Raw genomic sequence first — 20088 nt, 5'->3', positions numbered from 1 at the left:
CTCGCAAAACCGGCAGACCCAGCGATAATCCTGGCGCGACGATGACGGGGTGCTGCTGACCATCACCACCACCCACCGTCCCGCGACGGACCTCGGCTATCTGCTCGTGAAGCATCTCGACAGGTTGCAGTCCTTCGAGGTCAGCGGCGGCACGGCGCACGTCTTCTATCCCGAGGCGACGCAGGAGCGGTGCACGGCGGCGCTGCTGCTGGAGGCCGATCCGGCGGCGGCGCGCCCGGCGAAGGGCCCGGACACGTTCACGCTGCGGCAGTATGTCAGCGACCGGCCGTATGCCGCGTCGAGCCTGCTGTCCGCGGCGCTGGGCCGGGTGCTGCGCACCGCGCTGCGCGGCGACTCCCGCGACCGGCCCGAGCTCGCCGCCGGGCCGATCCCGCTCGAGCTGCGGATCCCGGCGCTGCGCTGCAAGGGCGACGCGGAGACGTTCTTCGGGCCGCTCGGCTGGACCGTCGAGGCGACCCCGATCCCGCTGGACACCGCGCACCCCGAGTGGGGTGCCAGCCGGTACATCGACCTCACCCTGCGCGGCACGCTGCGGCTCGCCGACGCGCTCAACCACGTGTACGTGCTGCTGCCCGTCCTCGACGACGCGAAGCACTACTGGGTGTCCTCCGACGAGGTCGAGAAGCTGCTGCGGGCGGGGACCGGGTGGCTGGCGGAGCACCCGGCGAAGGCGGCCATCGCCCACCGCTACCTCGCGCACCGCAAGGCGCTGACCAACGAGGCGCTGTCCCGGCTGTCCGACGACCTCGACACCGACTCTGTGATCGCAACCGCTCCCCGGCCCGAGTCGCTCGCCGCGCTGCGCCGCGCCGCGGTCGTCCGGCAGCTCACCGAGGCCGGCGCCCACCGCGTCCTGGACCTCGGCTGCGGGCCGGGCGCTCTGCTCGGCGAGCTCATCCGCGACCGGCGCTTCACCGAGATCGTCGGCGCCGACGTCTCCACCGTCTCGCTGGACATGGCCGCCCGCCGGCTGCGGCTGGACCGGCTCCCCGACCGGCAGCGCGAGCGGATCCGGCTGCTGCAGACCGCGCTGACCTACCGCGACGACCGGCTCCGCGGCTACGACGCGGCGGTGCTCATGGAGGTCATCGAGCACGTCGACCCGCCTCGGCTGCCCGCGCTCGCGGCGAGCGTCTTCGGCCACGCCGCCCCGGCGACGGTCGTCGTCACCACCCCCAACGTCGAGTACAACGTCCGGTATCCGGGCCTGGACCACGGCCGTATGCGTCATCACGACCACCGCTTCGAGTGGGACCGGGCGCAGTTCGGCGCGTGGTGCGACGAGGTCGCCGCGCGCTACGGGTACACCGTGACGCGCAACGGCATCGGCGAGGAAGACCCGGAAGCCGGCACGTCCACCCAGATGGCGGTGTTCAGGAAGTGACCACGGTAAGCATCCCCGAGCTGTGCCTGGTGGCGCTGGTCGGCATCTCCGGCTCCGGCAAGTCCACCTTCGCGCGGCGGCACTTCGCCCCGACGCAGGTGCTGTCCTCCGACGCGTTCCGGGCGCTGGTCGCCGACGACGAGAACGACCAGTCCGCGTCGGCGGAGGCGTTCGACGCGCTGCACTACATCGCCGGCAAGCGGCTGCGGGCCGGCCGGCTCACCGTCGTCGACGCCACCAACGTGCAGGCGCACGCGCGCAAGGCCCTCGTCGAGCTGGCCCGGGCGCACGACGTCCTTCCCGTCGCGATCGTTCTGGATGTACCGGAAAGCGAATGCTGGACGCGCACCGAGCAGCGCCCCGACCGGACCTTCGGCCGGCCCGTCCTGTCCCGGCAGCACCGCGACCTGCGCCGCTCGCTCAAGTCCCTCGGCCGGGAGGGCTTCCGCCAGGTGCACGTCCTGCGTGACGTGGCCGAGGTCGAGGCGGCGGTCGTGGAGCACCAGAAGCTCTACAACGACAAGAAGGAGCTGACCGGGCCGTTCGACGTCATCGGCGACGTGCACGGCTGCCGGGAGGAGCTGGAGCTGCTGCTCGACCGGCTCGGCTACGTCACGGCCCGCGACGCTTCCGGACGCGCCATCGACGCGCGCCACCCGGACGGGCGCACCGCCGTGTTCGTCGGCGACCTGGTCGACCGCGGCCCCGACTCGCCCGGCGTGCTGCGCCTGGTGATGGGCATGGTCGCGGCCGGGCACGCGCTGTGCGTCTCGGGCAACCACGAGGCGAAGCTGCTGCGCGCGCTGCGCGGTGCCAACGTGCAGCGGACGCATGGGCTGCAGGAGACCCTCGACCAGCTCGGAAACGACGATCTCGGCACCGGGCTGCCGGCCTTCCTGGACGGGCTCATCAGCCACTACGTGCTGGACGGCGGGCGGCTGGTGGTCGCGCACGCCGGGCTCAAGGAGGCCTACCACGGGCGGGCGTCCGGCCGGGTGCGGTCCTTCGCGCTGTACGGCGACACCACCGGCGAGACCGACGAATACGGGCTGCCGGTGCGCTACCCATGGGCGGAGGAGTACAAGGGCGCGGCCATGGTCGTCTACGGCCACACGCCGGTCCCGGTGGCCGAGTGGGTCAACAACACCATCTGCGTCGACACGGGCTGCGTGTTCGGTGGCGCGCTGACCGCGCTGCGGTATCCGTCCCGGGAGCTCGTCTCGGTGCCGGCCGTCCGGGCCCACTACGAGCCGGTGCGGCCGCTGGTCGTACCGGCGCCGCAGGAACGCGGACTGGACATCGCCGACGTCACCGGCCGGCGCACGCTGGAGACCCCCGCGGGCCGGGTGACGGTCGCGGCCGAGAACGCGGCGGCGGCCCTGGAGATCATGAGCCGCTTCGCGGTCGACCCGCGCTGGCTGGTGTGGCTGCCGCCGACGATGGCGCCCGCGTCGACGTCGGCGGTCGAGGGCTATCTGGAGCACCCCGTGGAGGCCCTCGCCGACTACGCCAGGGCGGGCGTGCCGCGGGTCGTGTGCGAGGAGAAGCACATGGGCTCGCGGGCGGTCCTCGTGGTCTGCCGTTCCGACGAGGTGGGTGAGCGGCGGTTCGGCATCCGGTCGGGCGGGACGATCTACACCAGGACGGGACGGCCGTTCTTCGATCCTGTGACGGAGACAGCGGTCCTGGACAGGGTGCGTGCCGCCGCCGAAGGGCTCTTCGACGAGCTGCGCACCGACTGGCTGCTGCTGGACGCCGAGGTGTTGCCATGGTCGGCGAAGGCCGGGCCGCTGATCCGGGAGCAGTACGCGAGCGTCGCCGCGGCCGCCGGTGCCGCACTGCCGGCCGCCGTGGCCGCGCTGGCCGCCGCCTCGGCCCGGGGCATCGACGTGGCCCCGCTGTCGGAGCGGTTCACCGGCCGGGTGACCTCGATGGCGGCGTTCACCGACGTGTACCGGCGGTACTGCTGGCCGACCGACGGCCTGGACGGGCTGCGGCTGGCGCCGTTCCACGTGCTGGCCGGGGAGGGCAACGCGTATCTGCGCCGGGACCACGAATGGCACCTGGCGCTCGTGGACCGGCTGGCCTCGAAGGACCCGGCGCTGTTCGCCACGACCCGGCGGCTGGTGGTCGACCCGGCGTCACCCGCGGACGTCGAGGCGGCGACGCGGTGGTGGCTGGAGCTGACGGAGGTCGGCGGGGAGGGCATGGTGCTCAAGCCGGCCGCCGACGCCGGACCGCGGGTCCAGCCGGCGGTGAAGTGCCGCGGCCGGGACTACCTGCGGATCATCTACGGCCCGGACTACCTCCTTCGGTTGGCCCAGCTCCGGAGCAGGAGCCTCCAGCGCAAGCGCAGCCTCGCGCTGCGCGAGCAGGGCCTGGGCCTCGCCGCCCTGGACCTGCTGGCGTCCGGAGGCGCCAAGGCGACCGTGCATCAGATGGTGTTCGCGCTGCTCGCATGTGAAAGCGAGCCGGTCGATCCCCGTTTGTAGCCGGGCTCACGTACCCTAGGTCGCCATGGAAGAAAAGACTCGCGCCATCAGCGAGCTGCTCGCTTTCAACCCGCTGGACGCGAAGGGCCTGCTGAACACGTTCGGTGTGATCGGCGTCTGGATCATCATGTTCGTGGAGACGGGCCTGCTCGTGGGCTTCTTCTTCCCCGGAGACTCCCTGCTGTTCCTGGCCGGTGTCGGAGCGTCGTCGGTCGCGGAGGAGCTGCTCGGCACGAAGCTGAGCCTGACCCAGTTGCTCATCGGCGCGCCACTGTGTGCGATCGCCGGTGCGCAGCTGGGCCACTACCTGGGCGCCAGGTATGGCCGCAGGATGTTCGACCGGCCCAACTCGAAGCTCTTCAAGAAGGAATACGTCGAGAAGGCCGAGTATTACTTCGTGAAGTTCGGCCCGGCGAAGGCCGTGGTGCTCGCCCGGTTCATCCCGATCGTGCGGACGTTCCTCAACCCCGTCGCCGGGACCATCGGCATGTCGGCCAAGCAGTTCTTCCTGTGGAACGTGATCGGCGGCATCCTCTGGACCGACGGCATCCTGCTCGCCGGCTGGGCACTCGCGAAGCAGATCAGCGACCTGATCCCGCCCGAGAAGATCGACACGTACCTCCTGCCGGCGGTCCTGCTGATCGTCCTGATCTCGGCGATGCCGATCTTCATCGAGATCTTCCGCGGGTGGCGCGAGCGGCGCCGCAACAAAGGCATGCCGGCCGTCGCCCCCGTGGAGGACGGCCGAGCCGGGGCGCACCGCGCGGCGGAGTAACGGCTAGCTCGTCCTGATCAGCGCCTGCAGGAAGATGTTGCCGATCTGCTCGGGGTCGGTGACGACGAAGGACCGGCCGCCCGTCGCGGCGGCGATCTCCGCCAGCTCCTGTTGTTTGACGTCGGGCCCGACCCCCAGCAGTACCACGCGTACTGGGCGGGTCGGGTCCGTCGCCCGTTCCAGCTCCAGTTTCAGCGTCTCCAGGCTCATCCCGGGCTTCGAGTTGGAGCCGTCGGTGAAGACCACGACGGTGTTGGAGCGCCCCTCCTTGTAGCCCTCCTTCAGCGCCTTGTAGGCCGACAGCACCGTCTCGTACAGGCCGCAGACGTCGCTCGGGCCGGCCTTGGCGGCGGCGACGGCCGTGGTCAGCCTGGCCCGCTGCCCCTGGTTGAGCGGGTTGAGCGGGACGACCTCCTGGTAGCCGGAGCCGTAGGCCCACAGGCCCAGCTCACTGTCGTCGGTGAAGAGGCCGAGCCCGTCGGTGGCGGTCTTGCGCAGCACCTGCAGCCGCGACGGGGAGCCGCTGCCGCCCATCGGCCGGTTCACCGACGACGTGATGTCGACCAGGGTGAGGACCCGCGACGGGGCGGTCGTGGCGTTCCAGTAGCCGAGGATGTCGTTGATCTTCTGCGCCTCGGCCAGCGGCTTGACCGTCACCGGGGCGGTGGCCGCGCCGCGGCCGGCGGGGAAGCCGGCGCTGGTGGAGCCGTCGGCGGCGCGGAAGCCGAGCTTGGCGAAGACGTCCCGGTTGCCCTCGGCGGTCAGGGCGGTGCGGAAGAGCCCCGCCGCCTCGATGTTGGCCCTCGGTTTGCCGCTGATGGTGGCGTACGGGTAGTCGAGGGTCACGGGCGGCTCCACGGACAACGCGGCGAGCGGTACGGCCGGTCCGCCCGCGTTGTGGGCGATGACGGCCTGCTCGCTCATCGGCGCGACCTGGGCCGGGCCGGCGCTCTTGACCAGCGCCGCCTGGTCGGCGGTGACGGCGATCGACCGGTAGGCCTTGACCACGTCGACGAGCTTCTTGGGCTCGGTGACGATCGAGTCGTAGAGCAGCCCCGCCCCGGCGAGGCCGGCGGTGCTGCGGCGGGGGTCGACCGAGGCGAGCTGGACCTGCTTGCCGGCGACCTTGCTGAGCAGCGCCGCGACCTGCGGCGCGCCGGCCGTGCCGCCGCCGGCGTCGAGGGTGCTCAGGAGCGGCTCGGGCACGGCGAGGGTGACCGGACTGGCGGCGACGGAGGTGGCGTCGGGCTCGAACGCCGCGCGGCTGACCGCCTGCATCCGCACGAGCCAGGCGGTCGAGTCGGGGATCCACACGGTCGGCACGTCGGCGTCGGCGGGCGAGGGGAGCGCGGTGGCGGCGACGTTGATCGCGCCGCCGGCCCGGGCGGAGAGCTGGTTGGCGACGTCGGCCGGCTCGGCGGCGCGCACCTGCACCTGGACGCAGTCGCCGCTGACCCGGGGCTTGGTGGCGCTCCAGCGGGCCGCGGCGTCGCGGACGGCGGGCGCGATGTCGGGGTCGGCCGCGACGACGAGCCTGACGCCGCTGTCGCAGTTGCCGTCACCACCGGCCACGGCGCGGACGCCGACGACGGTGATGCCGATCAGCCCGAGGATTCCGACGACCGCCAACGATGCCCGTAGCTTCACCGCTCGCCCTGCCCTTCGCCACTGCTACCGCTTTGTCCCCGCACCCTCGTCGGAGCTCCGCGCTCCGTGCGATCGGACGAGTGTAGGCGCAGGTCAAGCGGTGGCTGAGGGAAGGTTCAGCCAGTCGGTCGGCACCGGCCGCAGCGGGCGACCCAGGGTCAGCGCCCGGTAGGTCAGTTGCGCCGCCTCTTCCAGATAGAAGGCGCGCTTGTGGGCCAGCTCGACCGAGTCGGCGATCACCGAGCAGCCGTGGTGGGAGAGGATCACGCAGTTGACGCCGTCCGCGCACGCGGCGGCGGCCAGCTCACCGACCCGGGGATCGCCGGGCGGGCTGAAAGGCGTGGTCACGACCTGCCGCAGATAGAAGGCATGGTCGGTGGTGACGATCCTGATCGGCTCGTCGATGGCGTCGAGCAGGAGCACCGTCTGTGGGTGCAGGTGCACGATCGCGTTCGCGTCGGGCCGGACGCGGTAGGTCGCCAGGTGGAGTCCGAGCTCAGAAGATGGCGCGGCGGTGTTGTCAAGCACCGCGCCATCGCTGATTCGGACCCGAACAAACGAATCTTGGGACAGTCCGTCGAGCCAGGTGCCGGCGGCCGTCACCCAGCACTCGTCGGAGCCTGGTGCCCGGGCGGACAGGTTGCCGCCCGAGCCCACGACGAGCCCCGCCTGCACGACCGCCTGCCCGAGCAGGGCAAGCTGGTCGCGCAGATCGTCGGGCCCTTGGATCAAGATTGAATCAAGGCCCTACCGAGGAGCCTTCTTGGTCGCCCGCTTGCGCGGCGGCGTCAGAAGGTCGGCGATGGTGCCGATGGCGGCGGGCACCAGGCGGTAGAACGCCCAGACACCCCGCTTCTCGCGCTCCAGCAGCCCAGCCTCGGTCAGGATTCGCAGGTGGTGGCTCACCGTGGGCTGCGAGAGCCCGAGCGGGGCCGTCAGGTCACACACACACGCCTCGCCGTCCGGCGCCGACTGGATCAGGCTCAGGAGCCGGAGTCGGGCAGGGTCGGCAAGTGCCTTCAGGACGCCGGCAAGACGCTCGGCATCGGCGCGGTCAATCGGCTCGCCAGCAAGTGGCGAGATCTGGGGCAGGGTCATCTCAGCCAGCGCAGTTCCCACGTATTCCATCCTTCCACCAACACCATCGACCCGCCTGCATATTCGCAGGTCCGAATCGACAATTTTTCAGCCCTATTGGCCGAGGTCGGCCAACGAAAATGCTGAGCGATAGCTCAGCCCTGCGGCGCGGACCGCCTTTTCCGCCCCACGGTCGACGATAACCACGACACCGACAACTTCCGCGCCGGCCTCGCGCAACGCCTCCACTGCAGTGAGAACGCTTCCCCCTGTCGTGGAGGTGTCTTCTACCGCAAGCACCCGCCGGCCCTTCACGTCGGGTCCTTCGACCCGGCGCTGCAGACCGTGAGCCTTGTCACTCTTCCGGACGACGAACGCGTCGAGCTTGCGTCCCGTCCCCCGCGCGGCTGCTGCGTGCAGCATCGCGGTGGCCACCGGATCGGCGCCGAGGGTCAGCCCTCCCACAGCGTCGAAATCCCAGTCGGCGACCAGATCGAGCAGCACCCGGCCGACAAGCGGCGCACCGGCATGGTGCAGCGTCAAGCGACGTAGGTCCACGTACCAGTCGGCTACTTGTCCTGACGACAGCGTCACGCGACCTCGGACCACAGCTAGGTCGAGTACGAGTTTCAGCAGGTCGTCACGGTCGGTCATGACCGAAGCGTACGCGCTAAATCTGCCGAGCGAATCGATGACCCGCACTCTCGCAGAAATATAGGGCCGTCAAGTGGACAAGGAGGAATACGAAGGTGATCGCAGCGATCACCACGAGTGACACGAGGGGTGACGGTGACAAGGGTCAACGAAGCGCGCGTGAGGGAGGTTCGCGCTGGTTTCAACACTTCCGCGTGCCCGTCACGGGCCCGTCACATAGGCCCTGACCTGCATGAACACCCGCTCTCAGGTGCCCCAGGTCCAGGGAGTCAGCCCTTCGCCGTCCAAATCCGACCGTTCGGCGGCACGGTGACCACAATCATGCTCGATGTTCGCCCCACTCAATGATCATCTCGGCCGATACGGGAGCGGGTGCCGCTCGAGACGCGCCGGACCAGGCCCTGCGGCGCGTGCCGGATGCCGAAGACGGCCATCTTGTATTTCCAGCTCGGCACGCTGACGAGCTTGCCCTTCCGCAGATCGCGCAGCCCGTCGCGGACCACACGGCTGGCGTCGAGCCACAGCCACGCCGGCATCTTGGCCGTGCTGATGCCGGCCCGCTCGTGAAACTCGGTGCGGGTGTAGCCGGGACACAGCGCCATCACGCGGACCCCATTGGCGCGCACCAGCTGCCCGGTGGACTCGCTGAAGTTGGTGACCCACGCCTTGCTCGCCGGATACGTGGAGCCGGGCATCATCGCGGCGAACCCTGACACCGACGAGACGTTGACGATGTCGCCCCGGCCGCGGGCGGTCATGCCCGGCAGCGCCGCGAGCGTGAGCCGCATGACCGCGTGGACGTTGAGCCGCAGCAGCAGCTCCTCCCGCTCCACGGTCGATCGCGGCAACGGCGTATTGAGGCTCATCCCGGCGTTGTTGACCAGCAGGTCCACGGGACGCTCCGGCGCGGCGATCCGGGCCGCGACCAGGTCGCAGCCCTCCGGGGTCGACAGATCCGCGGGCAGCACCTCGGCGCCGCCTTCACGGCCGAGCTCGGCCGCCATCGCATCGAGGCGGGCCTTGTCGCGGGCCACCAGCACCAGGTCGTGGCTGCGGGCGAGCTCGCGCGCGAACGCGGCGCCGATGCCCGCGGTGGCGCCGGTGATCAGTGCGACTGGTCGCTCGGTCATGCGTCCTCACTCCGTTCCGGGCGCCTGCCCAAAAGCTGTCCTGCTGATGACCGGCCCGAGACGCTTCGCTGGCCGGTCACGCGGGCCAATCTAGCCCCAGGCACGCCGAAGGCCCCGGGTCTCCCCAGGGCCTTCGCTTGCCTTGTCGCAGGGTTGTCTACGGTGCCGGCGGCGGCTGGTGCGGCGGGCCGTCGACGGGCGGCGGCGGGTAGCCGGGGTCACCGGAAGCGCCGGGCACCGGCGGCTCCCACTGCTGTTCGACCTTGCGGAAGTACGGGTGCGACGGCGGCAGCGCGAGCAGCACGATGGCACCCAGGATCGCCACGATCAGCAACACCCCGAGCAGCGTGGTCACCGGCTGATACCAGCCAGGGACCTCGGAGTAGATCAGCTTGTTGTACTCGTCATAGGTCGGCAGCGTCGGGTCGTCCTTGCGGAGCTGGTTCCATCCGGCCTCACCGACGAAGGACAGGCCGAAGATGCCGACCGTGCAGCAGAGCGCGAGCCCACCGAGGACCCAGGTGAGGATGCGGGCGATCTGCTTGCCCTTGCCGATGAAGACTGCCAGCACCACGAACAGCGCGATGAGCAGCACCCCGACGACGAGGCTGATCGTCCCGTTGAGGGCCTGGTTGTCGGCCGAGCCCGCCTGGGACGTGCCGGCCACGGCCTTCTTCGCGCCCTCGGTGATCTTGCTCGAGTAGACAAGGCCGATGATGACGTTGATCAGTTCGATCGCGGCCGCCGCGTAGAGCAGGTAGACGGCCAGGTTGACGGTGGACGGTCGGGCACGCGGCCCAGACGCTGGGTCGGCGAATGCCATCGGATCTCCTCCCAGGAAACCTTGGGGACCAACCGTATCGACGTCGGGGCGTTGCCGCAGGACAAGGGCTCAGGTGTTGAGCCGATCTTGCGAGTACCGGGTGAGCGTGGTGCTGCCCATCATGCAGCCGCTGAAGGTCGTGACCTCGGCGTCCTGCCTGGCGAGGCGCTGCCAGGCGGCCCGGCCCGCCTCGGCGTCGATGTGGGTCAGCAGCTCGGCCGCGTAGAGCCGGCCGGCGGGCTTGGCGTGGTCGAGGAGCCGCTCCAGCTTGGGCCGCAGCTCGGCCCCGTGCTGGCGCAGACCCTCCTCGACCGCGAAATACGCCTTGGTGGCCGGCAGGAGCGTGCCGGCGATGCCGACCCCGCCGAACGCCAGTGTCTCGGCGTCGGCGAGCTGGCGCAGGTCCTCATCGAACGCACCGCTCTTCTTCCACAGCATCGCCCACGTCCCTATCCGGCGCTGACAGTGAGCGCCTTCTTGTCGTCCGCCAGGTCCACCACGACGCGGTCGCCGTCGCGGATCGTGCCGGCCAGCAGTGCCTTGGCGAGTTGGTCGCCGATCGACGTCTGGACCAGGCGCCGCAGGGGTCGGGCGCCATACACCGAGTCATACCCAAGACTGGCGAGCCAGTCACGTGCCGCATCGGTGACCTCGAGCGTCAGCCGCCGGTCCGCCAGGCGCCGGCCCAGGGCCTGGAGCTGGATGTCGACGATCAGGCGCAGGTCGGCGGGCGACAGGGCGTCGAACACGACCATGTCGTCGAGCCGGTTGACGAACTCGGGCTTGAAGTGGCCCCGCACGGAGGCGATCACGGCGTCGCGCCGCTGCTCCGCGGTCAGCGTCGGGTCGTCCGCGAGCACCTCGGAGCCCAGGTTGGAGGTCAGGATGAGGATGGCGTTGCGGAAGTCGACCGTGCGGCCCTGCCCGTCGGTGAGCCGGCCGTCGTCGAGCACCGCCAGCAGCACGTCGAACACGTCGGGGTGCGCCTTCTCGACCTCGTCGAGCAGCACCACCGAGTAGGGCCGGCGGCGGACGGCCTCGGTGAGCTGGCCGCCCTCCTCGTAGCCCACGTATCCGGGCGGCGCGCCGACGAGCCGGGCGACCGTGTGCTTCTCGCCATACTCGCTCATGTCGATACGGACCATGGCTCGCTCGTCGTCGAAGAGGAACTCCGCGAGCGCCTTGGCCAGCTCGGTCTTGCCGACGCCGGTCGGGCCGAGGAAGAGGAAGCTGCCCGTGGGCCGGTCGGGGTCGGCGACCCCGGCGCGGGCGCGGCGCACCGCGTCGGAGACGGCCTGCACCGCGGCCTCCTGCCCGACGACCCGGCTGCGCAGCGACTCCTCCATCCGCAGCAGCTTCGCCGTCTCGCCCTCCATGAGGCGGCCGGCGGGGATCCCGGTCCACGAGGCGACCACCGCGGCGATGTCGTCGGCGGAGACCTCCTCCTTCAGCATCGACCCGGAGGACTGGAGCTCCTCCAGCTCCACCTCCGCCGTGCGCAGCTCCTGCTCGAGGTCGCGGATCCGCCCGTACCGCAGCTCGGAGGCCTTCGCGAGGTCGAGGTCGCGTTCGGCGCGGTCGGCCTCGCCGCGCAGCTGCTCCAGCTGCTCCTTGATCGAGGAGACGGCGGAGATGTGCTGCTTCTCGTTCTGCCAGCGCTCGGTCAGGGCGGTCAGGTGCTCGCGGCGGTCGGCCAGCTCGGCGCGCAGCCGCTGCAGCCGCTCCGCGGAGGCGGCGTCGGGCTCCTTCGCCAGCGCCATCTCCTCGATCTCCAGCCGGCGCACGATCCGCTCGACCTCGTCGACCTCGACGGGCCGCGAGTCGATCTCCATCCGCAGCCGGGACGCGGACTCGTCGACCAGGTCGATGGCCTTGTCCGGCAGGAAGCGGTCGGCGATGTACCGGTCGGAGAGCGTCGCCGCCGCGACCAGGGCCGCGTCGGTGATCCGCACGCCGTGGTGCACCTCGTAGCGCTCCTTGAGGCCGCGCAGGATGCCGATGGTGTCCTCGATCGAGGGCTCGCCGACCACGACGGGCTGGAAGCGGCGCTCCAGCGCCGGGTCCTTCTCGATGTGCTCGCGGTATTCGTCGAGGGTGGTCGCTCCGACCATCCGCAGCTCGCCGCGGGCCAGCATGGGCTTGAGCATGTTGCCCGCGTCCATGGAGCCCTCGCCCTTGCCGGCGCCGACGATCGTGTGCAGCTCGTCGAGGAACGTGATGACCTGCCCGTCGGAGCTCTTGATCTCCTCCAGGACGGACTTGAGCCGCTCCTCGAACTGGCCGCGATACTGCGCGCCGGCGACCATGGCCGCCAGGTCGAGGCTGACCAGCCGCTTGCCGCGCAGCGACTCGGGCACGTCGCCGGCCACGACCCGCTGGGCGAGGCCCTCGACGATCGCGGTCTTGCCGACGCCGGGCTCGCCGATCAGCACGGGGTTGTTCTTGGTGCGGCGCGACAGCACCTGGATCACCCGGCGGATCTCGGAGTCCCGGCCGATGACCGGGTCGACCTTGCCGTCGCGGGCGGCCTGGGTGAGGTCGACGCCATACTTCTCCAGCGCCTGGAAGGTCTGCTCCGGGTCGGCCGTCGTGACGCGCCGGTCACCGCCGCGGACCTGCGGGAACGCGGCGACGAGCGTCTGCTCGGTGGCCCCGGAGTCCTTGAGGCGGGTGGCGACCGCGCCGCCGACGCGGGCGAGGCCGGCCAGCAGGTGCTCGGTCGAGGTGTATTCGTCGCCGAGCGGGCGGGCGATCTGCTCCGCGGCCGCGATCGCGTTGGCGAACTCGCGGGCGACATTGGGCTCGACGACACTGGACCCCTTAGCGCTGGGCAGTCTCTCGACGGCGTGCAGCGCCGCGCGGCGGATGTCGGCCGGGTTGGCTCCGACGGCGCGCAGCAGGCCCGCGGCGGTCGAGCCGCCCGTGTCCAGCAATGCCAGCAGCAGGTGCCATGGCTCGACGGTCGCGTGTCCGCGCTGGCTCGCCGCGTCAACGGCGGCCTTGATGACCTCGCGACTCTTGGTGGTCAGGCGTTCGGCGTTCATCGGCTCCTCGTTCCGGTCCATACCTGTGCACCAGGTACGACACTCCCGAGGTTGAGTCTATTCCACTCAAGTCTTATCGCGCAGAGACAGCGACCCTCGACCACTCACAAATCTTGTCTTTCACCTCGCACAGCCACACCTCACCCGACTGCTGCGCCGGATAGCCGAGGATCATCGTGTCCGAGAGCCTGCGGAGCCGGAAGACCAGCCGGCCGCCCTGGTCGCGGGCGCGCCGGTCCTCGTCGACCATCAGGACGCCCTGGCCGGTGGCCGCCAGCAGAGTGCCTCCGGGCAGCACCTCGGCGCTGTACACATCGGCGATCTCGCGCATCGCGGTGGCCTCGACCCACGCCCCACCGGCGTTGCGGCGGGCGGCGAACTGGTTGGCGGCGAGCCACACGTCGGAGCCGTCGGGGGCCACCACCACGTGCGGCTCGACACCGCTGTGCTGCGGCAGCCGGGCCGAGCCCTCGGCGCGCCAGGCCCGGCCGTGATCGACGCTGCTCCACACCGAGACCGTGATCGTCGGCGACGCGGAGCCGGAGGTCTCGACGGCCTGCGCGGTCAGCCACAGCTTGCCGTCCGGCTGCGCGACCAGGCTCGTGAAGCGCTGGTTGCCGGCGGGCTGGCTGGGCAGCGCCACCCGCTTGCCCTCGTCGGTGACCTCCATCGGCCGCCGGGCCGCGCAGTCGACCGAGCCGTCGAGGCAGCCGATGCTGAAGCGCGGCTCGGTGAGGTTGAGCTCCGGCGGCGCGGGCAGGATCGGAAACTGCTTGAAGGTGTGGCCGGTGTCGCGGGAGATGTACCAACCGCCTGGCACCGTGCGCAGCAGCAGCACGTTGCCCCGGCCGAGGCGCATCTCGACCTCGGTGGCGTCGTCGAAGGGCACCTTGCGGGGCACCCACGACTGCCCGCCGTCCAGGGTGATGACCAGGCCGACCTGGCAGGCCAGCCCGCTGACGCACGAGCTGAAGAGGGCATAGCCGGTGTCGGCGTCGGCGAACTCGACCGCGCGCGGCGAGGTGCCCTTCGGCACCTGGACCACCGACACCCGGTTGCGCGGGTCCTCCGGGCCGGGCGGCGCGGGCGGCGGCTCCTCCTGGTAGGACACGTCCGAGGTGGGCTCCGCCACCGGCTCCTCATCGGGCTTGCAGGACCCGGCGGTCAGCGTCATGGTCAGCGTCACGGCCAGAGCGGACGCGAGCGCGCGGCGCCTCACCAGTGCCACCGCCAGAACCTCCGCTGATAGCGCACCTTGACGCTGCTGCTCTTGACCTGGCCACCGATGTGGAAGGTGACCCCCTGGCCCGACGGCTCGACCCGCGACCGCACGTTGCTCGCGTAGGCGTCGATGCTGTCGAGGTCGGCGGTGGCGCCCGCGGGCAGGATGAGCTCGACCGAGCTGGACTGCGCGTCGAGCGCGACGTCCACGACGGTCGCGGCGAAGACCGCCTCGGTGAAGTCGATCTTCACGGATCCGGATCTGGTCGTGATCGACAGCACGCGGGGGACCGTCCAGCGACCCTGGCGCTTCAGCGACGACGACCGGTTACGGATCTCGACGACCTTGGGCGCCGTGATCTGCTGCACCGGCAGGTCCATCACATACGGCTCGATCTCGCCGAACGTGCGGGACCGCAGGACGCCGTCGACGCGCTCCTCGAACTCCGCAAGGGTGAGCCGACCCTCGGAGACCGCCGTGTTCAGCTGTGCGACCACCCGCTCGCGCTCCGCGTCGGAAATGCGCATGCCGCGATGGTCCGTGCTCACGACGACACTGTAGACCCAGCCGGGAACCCATTGATATAAGCCCAGATCCAGGGGGACTTATCACCTTAAAGACACCCGTATGGCGGTATCCGGAGAGTAACCGGTCCCTTCGGCTCTTCCGCTGTCGCCAGGTGGCGGGCTAAGTTGTCGCCGACTCCAGGACCTCTGGCGATCACATACCCGCTGGCCACGGGAGCTGACGGTGAGCGTGCAACAAGCGGGATTCCGAGGCTTTGCGAATCCGGTTGACCCTACTCCAGCAGAGCTGCGTGCGTGGGCCTACCACCCCGATGCGTCAGTGCTGCAGACCATGCCGCCCGACTGGGACCTCCTGGTCGCCGGTGACCGGCTGATCGGCACGCTGTTCGACCTGGCGATGGACCCGGCCTGCCCGGCCCGCCGGTTCGCTCTGCACTGCCTGTACATCTACGCCGCCGATGGGATCCGCACGCACTTCCGCGCGCACCCGAAGCGGCGGCTCCGCAAGTTCGTCGAGCAGGCCGAGGAGCACGGCGACGACCAGTTGACCACCTGGGCGCACAACGCCCGGATGCTGCTGGCCCGGCCGGAGCTCTTCGAGTATCACGACTGGTGTGAAGGCGGCCTTACCCGCGCACCACGCAGAATCAGCTGAGAGGGCGCCGTCAGTGACGGCGCCCTCTCGACTTGACCACACCCTGCGAACATCCGGTCAGCCCTCCGGATGACCACACCATTCCCTGCGCACCTGATGCCCTGTGGCGCGCCGCGGCAAACGCCTATTTCTGGGTCGGCCGCCACACCACGAGCGCGGTCGGGTGCTGATGGGTCGGCACCAGGTCGCGGCGCGGGAAGCCGGTCGCTTCCATCTGCGCCAGCCGGTGCCGGGTGCGGATCAGCTCGTCCTCCAGGTCCGCGACGCGCTGTCGCAGGTCGCCGACCTGGCCCTCGAGCTCGATGATCCGTTTGATACCGGCGAGGTTGACGCCTTCCTCCTGGCTGAGCCGCTGCACCTCGCGCAGCAGGGCCACGTCGCGCTCGCTGTAGCGGCGGCCGCCACCGGAGGTCCGGCCGGGCTGCACCAGCCCCATGCGGTCATACTGCCGCAGGGTCTGCGGGTGCATCCCGGCCAGCCGGGCAGCGATCGAGATGATCAGCACCTTGGCGTCCGAGACCGCCTCGAAGCTGATGAAGATCTCGTGCTCCTCATCCTTCATGGCTGCGCTCCCGTGCGACGTGCTTGCTCATCGTTCATGGCTGCTGCGCTCCTGTGCGATGTGCCTGCTCATCGTTCATGGCTGCCGCGCTTCCATGCGACGCGCTCCCTCGTCGTTCATCGCTGCCGCGCTCCCGTGCGACGCGCTCCCTCATCGTTCATAGCTGCTGCGCTCCCGTGCGATCGCGTCGAGCCGCTCTCTCGGCGCCGGCGGCGCCGCGGCCGCGAAATCGGACAGTGCCTGCCGGGCGGCCTCGGACAGCTCCGCCGGCACGTGGACGTCGATCGTGACGAGCAGGTCGCCGACCTTCCCGTCGCGCCGGGCGACCCCCTTGCCGCGCACCCGCAGCGTCCGCCCGCTCGGCGTGCCCGGGGGCACCCGCAGCGTCACGGCCGCGTCGAGGGTCGGCACCCGCAGGTCGGCGCCGAGCGCCGCCTCCGCGAAGGACACCGGCACCGTCAGGGTCAGATCGTCGCCGCTGCGGCCGAAGACCGAGTCGGGACGCACCCTGATCAACACGAACAGGTCGCCGGCCGCGCCACCACGCGTGCCCGGCTCACCGCGACCGCTCAACCGGATCCGCTGACCCTCGGCGACCCCCGCGGGGATGCGGACGTTGATCGTGCGGGTCTTGGTCACGCCGCCACTGCCCACGCACTCCGGGCACTTCTCGTCGACGATCGTGCCCACGCCCTGGCACTCGCGGCACGGCTCGGTGAAGCTGAACGAGCCCTGGTTGCTGCTGACCACGCCCTGACCCCGGCAGTTGGGGCAGGTCCGCGGCGTGGAGCCGGGGGCGGCGCCGTTGCCGTGGCAGGTCTCGCAGGTGCCGGGCGTGCGCAGCGTGATCGGCAGCGTCGCGCCCTGCACCGCGTCGGCGAAGTTGAGGACAACCTCGGTCTCGACGTCGCGGCCGCGGCCGCGGCGCCCGGGAGCCGCGCCCGGAGCACCCGCGCCGGGTCCGCCACCACCGGAGAAGATCGAGCTGAACAGGTCCGAGAAACCCGCGCCGCCGAAGCGGCGGTCACCACCGGCGCCGGCACCGGGACCGGCCCCGCCGCCCTGCGCACCATTGGCGAACAGGTCGGAGAAGTCGAAGCCGGGACCTGCTCCGTGGTTGCCGGCCCGCGCGTTGCGCCGGAACGCACCCGCGCTGAAGAGCGACCGCATCTCGTCGTATTCCTTGCGCCGGCCGGCGTCCGACAGCACGTCATATGCCTCCGACACCGACTTGAACCGCTCCTCGGCCGCCGCGTTGTTGGGGTTGCGGTCGGGGTGCAGCTCACGCGCGAGTTTGCGGTACGCCTTCTTGATCTCGTCGGTGGAAGCGGATTTGGTGACGCCCAGAACCGCGTAGAAATCCTTTTCCAACCAGTCCTTCGAACTCATTGCGCCACCTCCTCCAGGCGTCTCTTACTCCGGGTCGGCAACGGCGACCAGAGCCGGTCGCAGCAGCCGCTCGCCGAGGAGATAGCCGCGCCGCATCACGTCGATGCAGGTCGGCTCGGTCACCTCGGCCGAGGTCAGGTGGGCCACCGCCTCGTGACGGGTCGGGTCGAACGCGTCGCCCTTCGCCCCGAACACGGTCAGCCCGAACTTGGTCAGCGCCCCGGTCAGCTGCTCCGCGACCGCGCCGAACGCCCCGACCAGGTCGCCGTGGTCACGGGCCCGGTCGAGGTCGTCGAGCACCGGCAGCAGAGCGCCGAGCACGTTGGCGCTGGCCTGCTCCACCACCTGCGCCCGGTCACGGTCGACCCGCTTGCGGTAGTTGGCGTATTCGGCGGTGACCCGCTGCAGGTCCCGGGTGCGCTCTTCGAGGTCGGTGCGCAGCGCGGCCAGCTCGGCGCCGAGGCCGTGCTGGTGCGCGTCGTCGGTGGTGCCCTGCGCGGCGGCCTCGCCCGGTGCCCCGCTCGAGGGCGCGTGGACCGTGAACGCCTCGTCCACGATCTCGCCCTCGACCGGCTCCTCTTCGGTCGCCACCCCGGCCTGTTCGGCTACGGTCTCGGTCTCCTCGACCTCCACGTCCGCCTCCTCCGCGGTGTGTCCGGCGTCAGGTGTGCCGGCCGGCTTGCCATTGGCCGACACCTTCCGCTTGTCCTTGATCACAACGCGCTCCGCCGGCCCTTCCGGGCCGGCGGCGCGGGCTTCGTCGGTCACTTCTTGTTGTCCTCGTCGATGATCTCGGCGTCGACGACGTCATCCGGGCCGTTGCCCGTGGCGGCACCGGCCTGCGCGCCGGCCGTGTCGCCGCCGGCGAACCCGGCACCCGGGGCCTCGCCACCGGCACTCTGCTGCCGCTGCTGCTCATAGAGCGCGCTGCCGGCCTGCTGCGAGACCTGCGCCAGCTTCTCGTGCGCCGCCTTGATCCGCTCGGTGTCGTTGCCGCCGAGCGCGCTGCGCAGGTCGCCCAGCGCCTCGTTCATCTGGTCCTTGGCGTCGGCCGGGATCTTGTCGCCGCTCTCGGCGAGGAACTTCTCGGTCTGCCACTGCAGCGCCTCGGCCAGGTTGCGGGTCTCGGCCTCCTCGCGGCGACGCTTGTCGTCGTCGGCGTGGTCCTGCGCGTCGCGCATCATCCGCTCGATGTCGTCCTTCGGCAGCGACGAGCCGCCGGTGATCGTCATCGACTGCTCCTTGCCCGTGCCGAGGTCCTTGGCGGACACGTGCACGATGCCGTTGGCGTCGATGTCGAAGGTGACCTCGATCTGCGGCACGCCGCGCGGCGCCGGCGGCAGGCCCGTCAGCTCGAAGGTGCCGAGGCGCTTGTTGCCCGCGGCCATGTCCCGCTCACCCTGGAAGACCTGGATGAGCACCGAGGGCTGGTTGTCGTCGGCGGTGGTGTAGACCTCGGAGCGCTTGGTCGGGATGGTCGTGTTGCGCTCGACCAGCTTGTGCATGATGCCGCCCTTGGTCTCGATGCCCAGCGACAGCGGGGTGACATCGAGCAGCAGGACGTCCTTGACCTCGCCCTTGAGGACGCCGGCCTGCAGGGCGGCGCCGACGGCGACGACCTCGTCCGGGTTGACGCCCTTGTTGGGCTCCTTGCCCGTGAGCTGCTTGACCAGCTCGGTCACGGCGGGCATACGGGTGGAGCCACCGACGAGGATGACGTGGTCGAGCGCGCCGACCTTGATGCCGGCGTCGCGGATCGCGCTCTCGAACGGCACCTTGGTGCGGTCGAGCAGGTCCTGCGTCATCCGCTGGAACTCCGCGCGCGACAGCTGGGTGTCCAGGTGCAGCGGGCCGTCGGCACCGGCCGTGATGTAGGGCAGGTTGATCGAGGTGGTGGTCGCGGCCGACAGCTCGATCTTGGCCTTCTCGGAGGCCTCGCGCAGCCGCTGCATCGCCATCTTGTCGGCGGACAGGTCGATGCCGTGCTGGCCGCGGAACGTCTTGACCAGGTGGTCGATGACCCGCTCGTCCCAGTCGTCGCCACCGAGGTGGTTGTCACCGGAGGTCGACTTGACCTCGACGACGCCCTCGGCGAGCTCCAGGACCGACACGTCGAACGTGCCGCCGCCGAGGTCGAAGACCAGGATGGTCTGCTCCTTCGGGCCCTTGTCCAGGCCATAGGCCAGGGCGGCCGCGGTCGGCTCGTTGACGATGCGCAGCACGTTGAACCCGGCGATCTCGCCGGCCTCCTTCGTGGCGGTGCGCTGCGAGTCGTTGAAATATGCCGGCACGGTGATGACCGCGTCGGTGATCTGCTCGCCCAGGTAGGCCTCGGCGTCGCGCTTGAGCTTCATGAGCACCCGCGCGGAGATCTCCTGCGGGGTGTACTTCTTGCTGTCGATGTCGATGGCCCAGTTGGTGCCCATCTCACGCTTGACGGAGCGGATGGTCCTGTCCGGGTTGGTGACCGCCTGGCGCTTGGCGACCTCGCCCACCAGCACCTCGCCGTTGCGGGCGAACGCGACGATGGACGGCGTCGTGCGCGCACCCTCGGCGTTGGCGATGACGCTGGGCTCGCCGCCCTCCAGGACACTGACCACCGAGTTGGTGGTTCCGAGGTCGATGCCGACCGCACGTGCCATAGCTGCTTGACCTCCAGGATGCAGTCGGTGCGAAACGCCCCGAC

At 70.6% G+C, this 20088-nt stretch carries 18 protein-coding genes; 4 read left to right on the top strand and 14 right to left on the bottom strand.

Annotation, left to right across the window (positions count from 1 at the left end; translation table 11 throughout):
- The first annotated feature begins 49 nt into the window (after positions 1-49).
- From ABZS58_RS03425 to ABZS58_RS03415, 3 genes are read left to right on the top strand one after another with little or no spacing between them, the layout of a single operon-like run.
- Positions 50-1405, top strand: a complete 1356-nt coding sequence (locus ABZS58_RS03425; RefSeq protein ID WP_354777099.1) for a 3' terminal RNA ribose 2'-O-methyltransferase Hen1 — start codon at positions 50-52, stop codon at positions 1403-1405.
- The gene (locus ABZS58_RS03420) at positions 1402-3897 is read left to right on the top strand and encodes a polynucleotide kinase-phosphatase (protein WP_354777097.1); all 2496 of its coding nucleotides are present in this window, start codon (positions 1402-1404) and stop codon (positions 3895-3897) included. The genes ABZS58_RS03425 and ABZS58_RS03420 overlap by 4 nt, the downstream gene beginning before the upstream one ends.
- 25 nt (positions 3898-3922) lie before the next feature.
- Positions 3923-4672, top strand: a complete 750-nt coding sequence (locus ABZS58_RS03415) for a VTT domain-containing protein (RefSeq protein ID WP_354777096.1) — start codon at positions 3923-3925, stop codon at positions 4670-4672.
- Between the two features lie 3 nt (positions 4673-4675).
- Here ABZS58_RS03415 and ABZS58_RS03410 read toward each other — a convergent pair whose 3' ends face one another.
- The 10 genes from ABZS58_RS03410 to ABZS58_RS03365 all read right to left on the bottom strand — a co-directional run bounded on the left by ABZS58_RS03410 (position 4676) and on the right by ABZS58_RS03365 (position 14817).
- A complete protein-coding gene (locus ABZS58_RS03410) occupies positions 4676-6301 on the bottom strand; it encodes a VWA domain-containing protein (RefSeq protein WP_354777094.1) in 1626 nt (541 codons plus the stop codon).
- Between the two features lie 111 nt (positions 6302-6412).
- Entirely contained in the window at positions 6413-7051 is a 639-nt protein-coding gene (locus ABZS58_RS03405; protein ID WP_354777092.1) for a class II aldolase/adducin family protein, read from the bottom strand.
- A 15-nt stretch (positions 7052-7066) separates the two neighbouring features.
- Complete coding sequence (locus ABZS58_RS03400) at positions 7067-7447, bottom strand: metalloregulator ArsR/SmtB family transcription factor (RefSeq protein WP_203848243.1); 381 nt, start codon at positions 7445-7447, stop codon at positions 7067-7069.
- A gap of 63 nt (positions 7448-7510) precedes the next feature.
- Positions 7511-8050: an orotate phosphoribosyltransferase gene (pyrE, locus tag ABZS58_RS03395; protein WP_354777090.1), complete on the bottom strand. Its 540-nt coding sequence runs from the start codon at positions 8048-8050 to the stop codon at positions 7511-7513.
- A gap of 341 nt (positions 8051-8391) precedes the next feature.
- On the bottom strand, positions 8392-9180 hold the full coding sequence (locus ABZS58_RS03390) for an SDR family NAD(P)-dependent oxidoreductase (protein WP_354777088.1): 789 nt from the start codon (positions 9178-9180) through the stop codon (positions 8392-8394).
- 157 nt (positions 9181-9337) lie between these two features.
- Positions 9338-10003, bottom strand: coding sequence for a hypothetical protein (locus ABZS58_RS03385; protein WP_354777087.1), 666 nt, complete (start codon positions 10001-10003; stop codon positions 9338-9340).
- A 69-nt stretch (positions 10004-10072) separates the two neighbouring features.
- Positions 10073-10441, bottom strand: a complete 369-nt coding sequence (locus ABZS58_RS03380) for a hypothetical protein (RefSeq protein WP_354777085.1) — start codon at positions 10439-10441, stop codon at positions 10073-10075.
- Positions 10442-10452: 11 nt separating this feature from the next.
- Positions 10453-13047 carry an ATP-dependent chaperone ClpB gene (gene clpB / locus ABZS58_RS03375; protein WP_354777428.1) on the bottom strand — a complete coding sequence of 865 codons (2595 nt, stop codon included), beginning with the start codon at positions 13045-13047 and terminating at the stop codon, positions 10453-10455.
- A gap of 73 nt (positions 13048-13120) precedes the next feature.
- Positions 13121-14275, bottom strand: a complete 1155-nt coding sequence (locus ABZS58_RS03370; RefSeq protein ID WP_354777083.1) for a sialidase family protein — start codon at positions 14273-14275, stop codon at positions 13121-13123.
- Positions 14263-14817 (bottom strand): DUF1707 domain-containing protein, encoded by a 555-nt coding sequence (locus ABZS58_RS03365; protein WP_354777081.1) that lies wholly within the window; start codon positions 14815-14817, stop codon positions 14263-14265. The genes ABZS58_RS03370 and ABZS58_RS03365 overlap by 13 nt, the downstream gene beginning before the upstream one ends.
- A gap of 202 nt (positions 14818-15019) precedes the next feature.
- On the opposite strand from ABZS58_RS03365, the gene ABZS58_RS03360 reads away from it, so the two are divergent.
- On the top strand, positions 15020-15451 hold the full coding sequence (locus tag ABZS58_RS03360) for a hypothetical protein (RefSeq protein ID WP_354777079.1): 432 nt from the start codon (positions 15020-15022) through the stop codon (positions 15449-15451).
- A gap of 124 nt (positions 15452-15575) precedes the next feature.
- On the opposite strand, the gene ABZS58_RS03355 is transcribed toward ABZS58_RS03360, so the two are convergent.
- The 4 genes from ABZS58_RS03355 to dnaK form a co-directional block, all read right to left on the bottom strand.
- Complete coding sequence (locus tag ABZS58_RS03355; RefSeq protein WP_354777077.1) at positions 15576-16013, bottom strand: helix-turn-helix transcriptional regulator; 438 nt, start codon at positions 16011-16013, stop codon at positions 15576-15578.
- A gap of 150 nt (positions 16014-16163) precedes the next feature.
- Positions 16164-17402 (bottom strand): molecular chaperone DnaJ, encoded by a 1239-nt coding sequence (gene dnaJ / locus ABZS58_RS03350; protein WP_354777075.1) that lies wholly within the window; start codon positions 17400-17402, stop codon positions 16164-16166.
- Positions 17403-17426: 24 nt separating this feature from the next.
- Positions 17427-18170, bottom strand: coding sequence for a nucleotide exchange factor GrpE (gene grpE, locus ABZS58_RS03345; protein ID WP_354777073.1), 744 nt, complete (start codon positions 18168-18170; stop codon positions 17427-17429).
- Positions 18167-20044 carry a molecular chaperone DnaK gene (dnaK, locus tag ABZS58_RS03340; protein WP_354777071.1) on the bottom strand — a complete coding sequence of 626 codons (1878 nt, stop codon included), beginning with the start codon at positions 20042-20044 and terminating at the stop codon, positions 18167-18169. Before dnaK ends, grpE begins: the two co-directional genes overlap by 4 nt.
- Between the last annotated feature and the right edge of the window lie 44 nt (positions 20045-20088).

Source organism: Dactylosporangium sp. NPDC005555 (assembly GCF_040605635.1).
Taxonomy (GTDB): Bacteria; Actinomycetota; Actinomycetes; order Mycobacteriales; family Micromonosporaceae; genus Dactylosporangium.
Note: the sequence above shows the minus strand (reverse complement) of the source record. Positions and strands in the feature narration are given on the sequence as shown.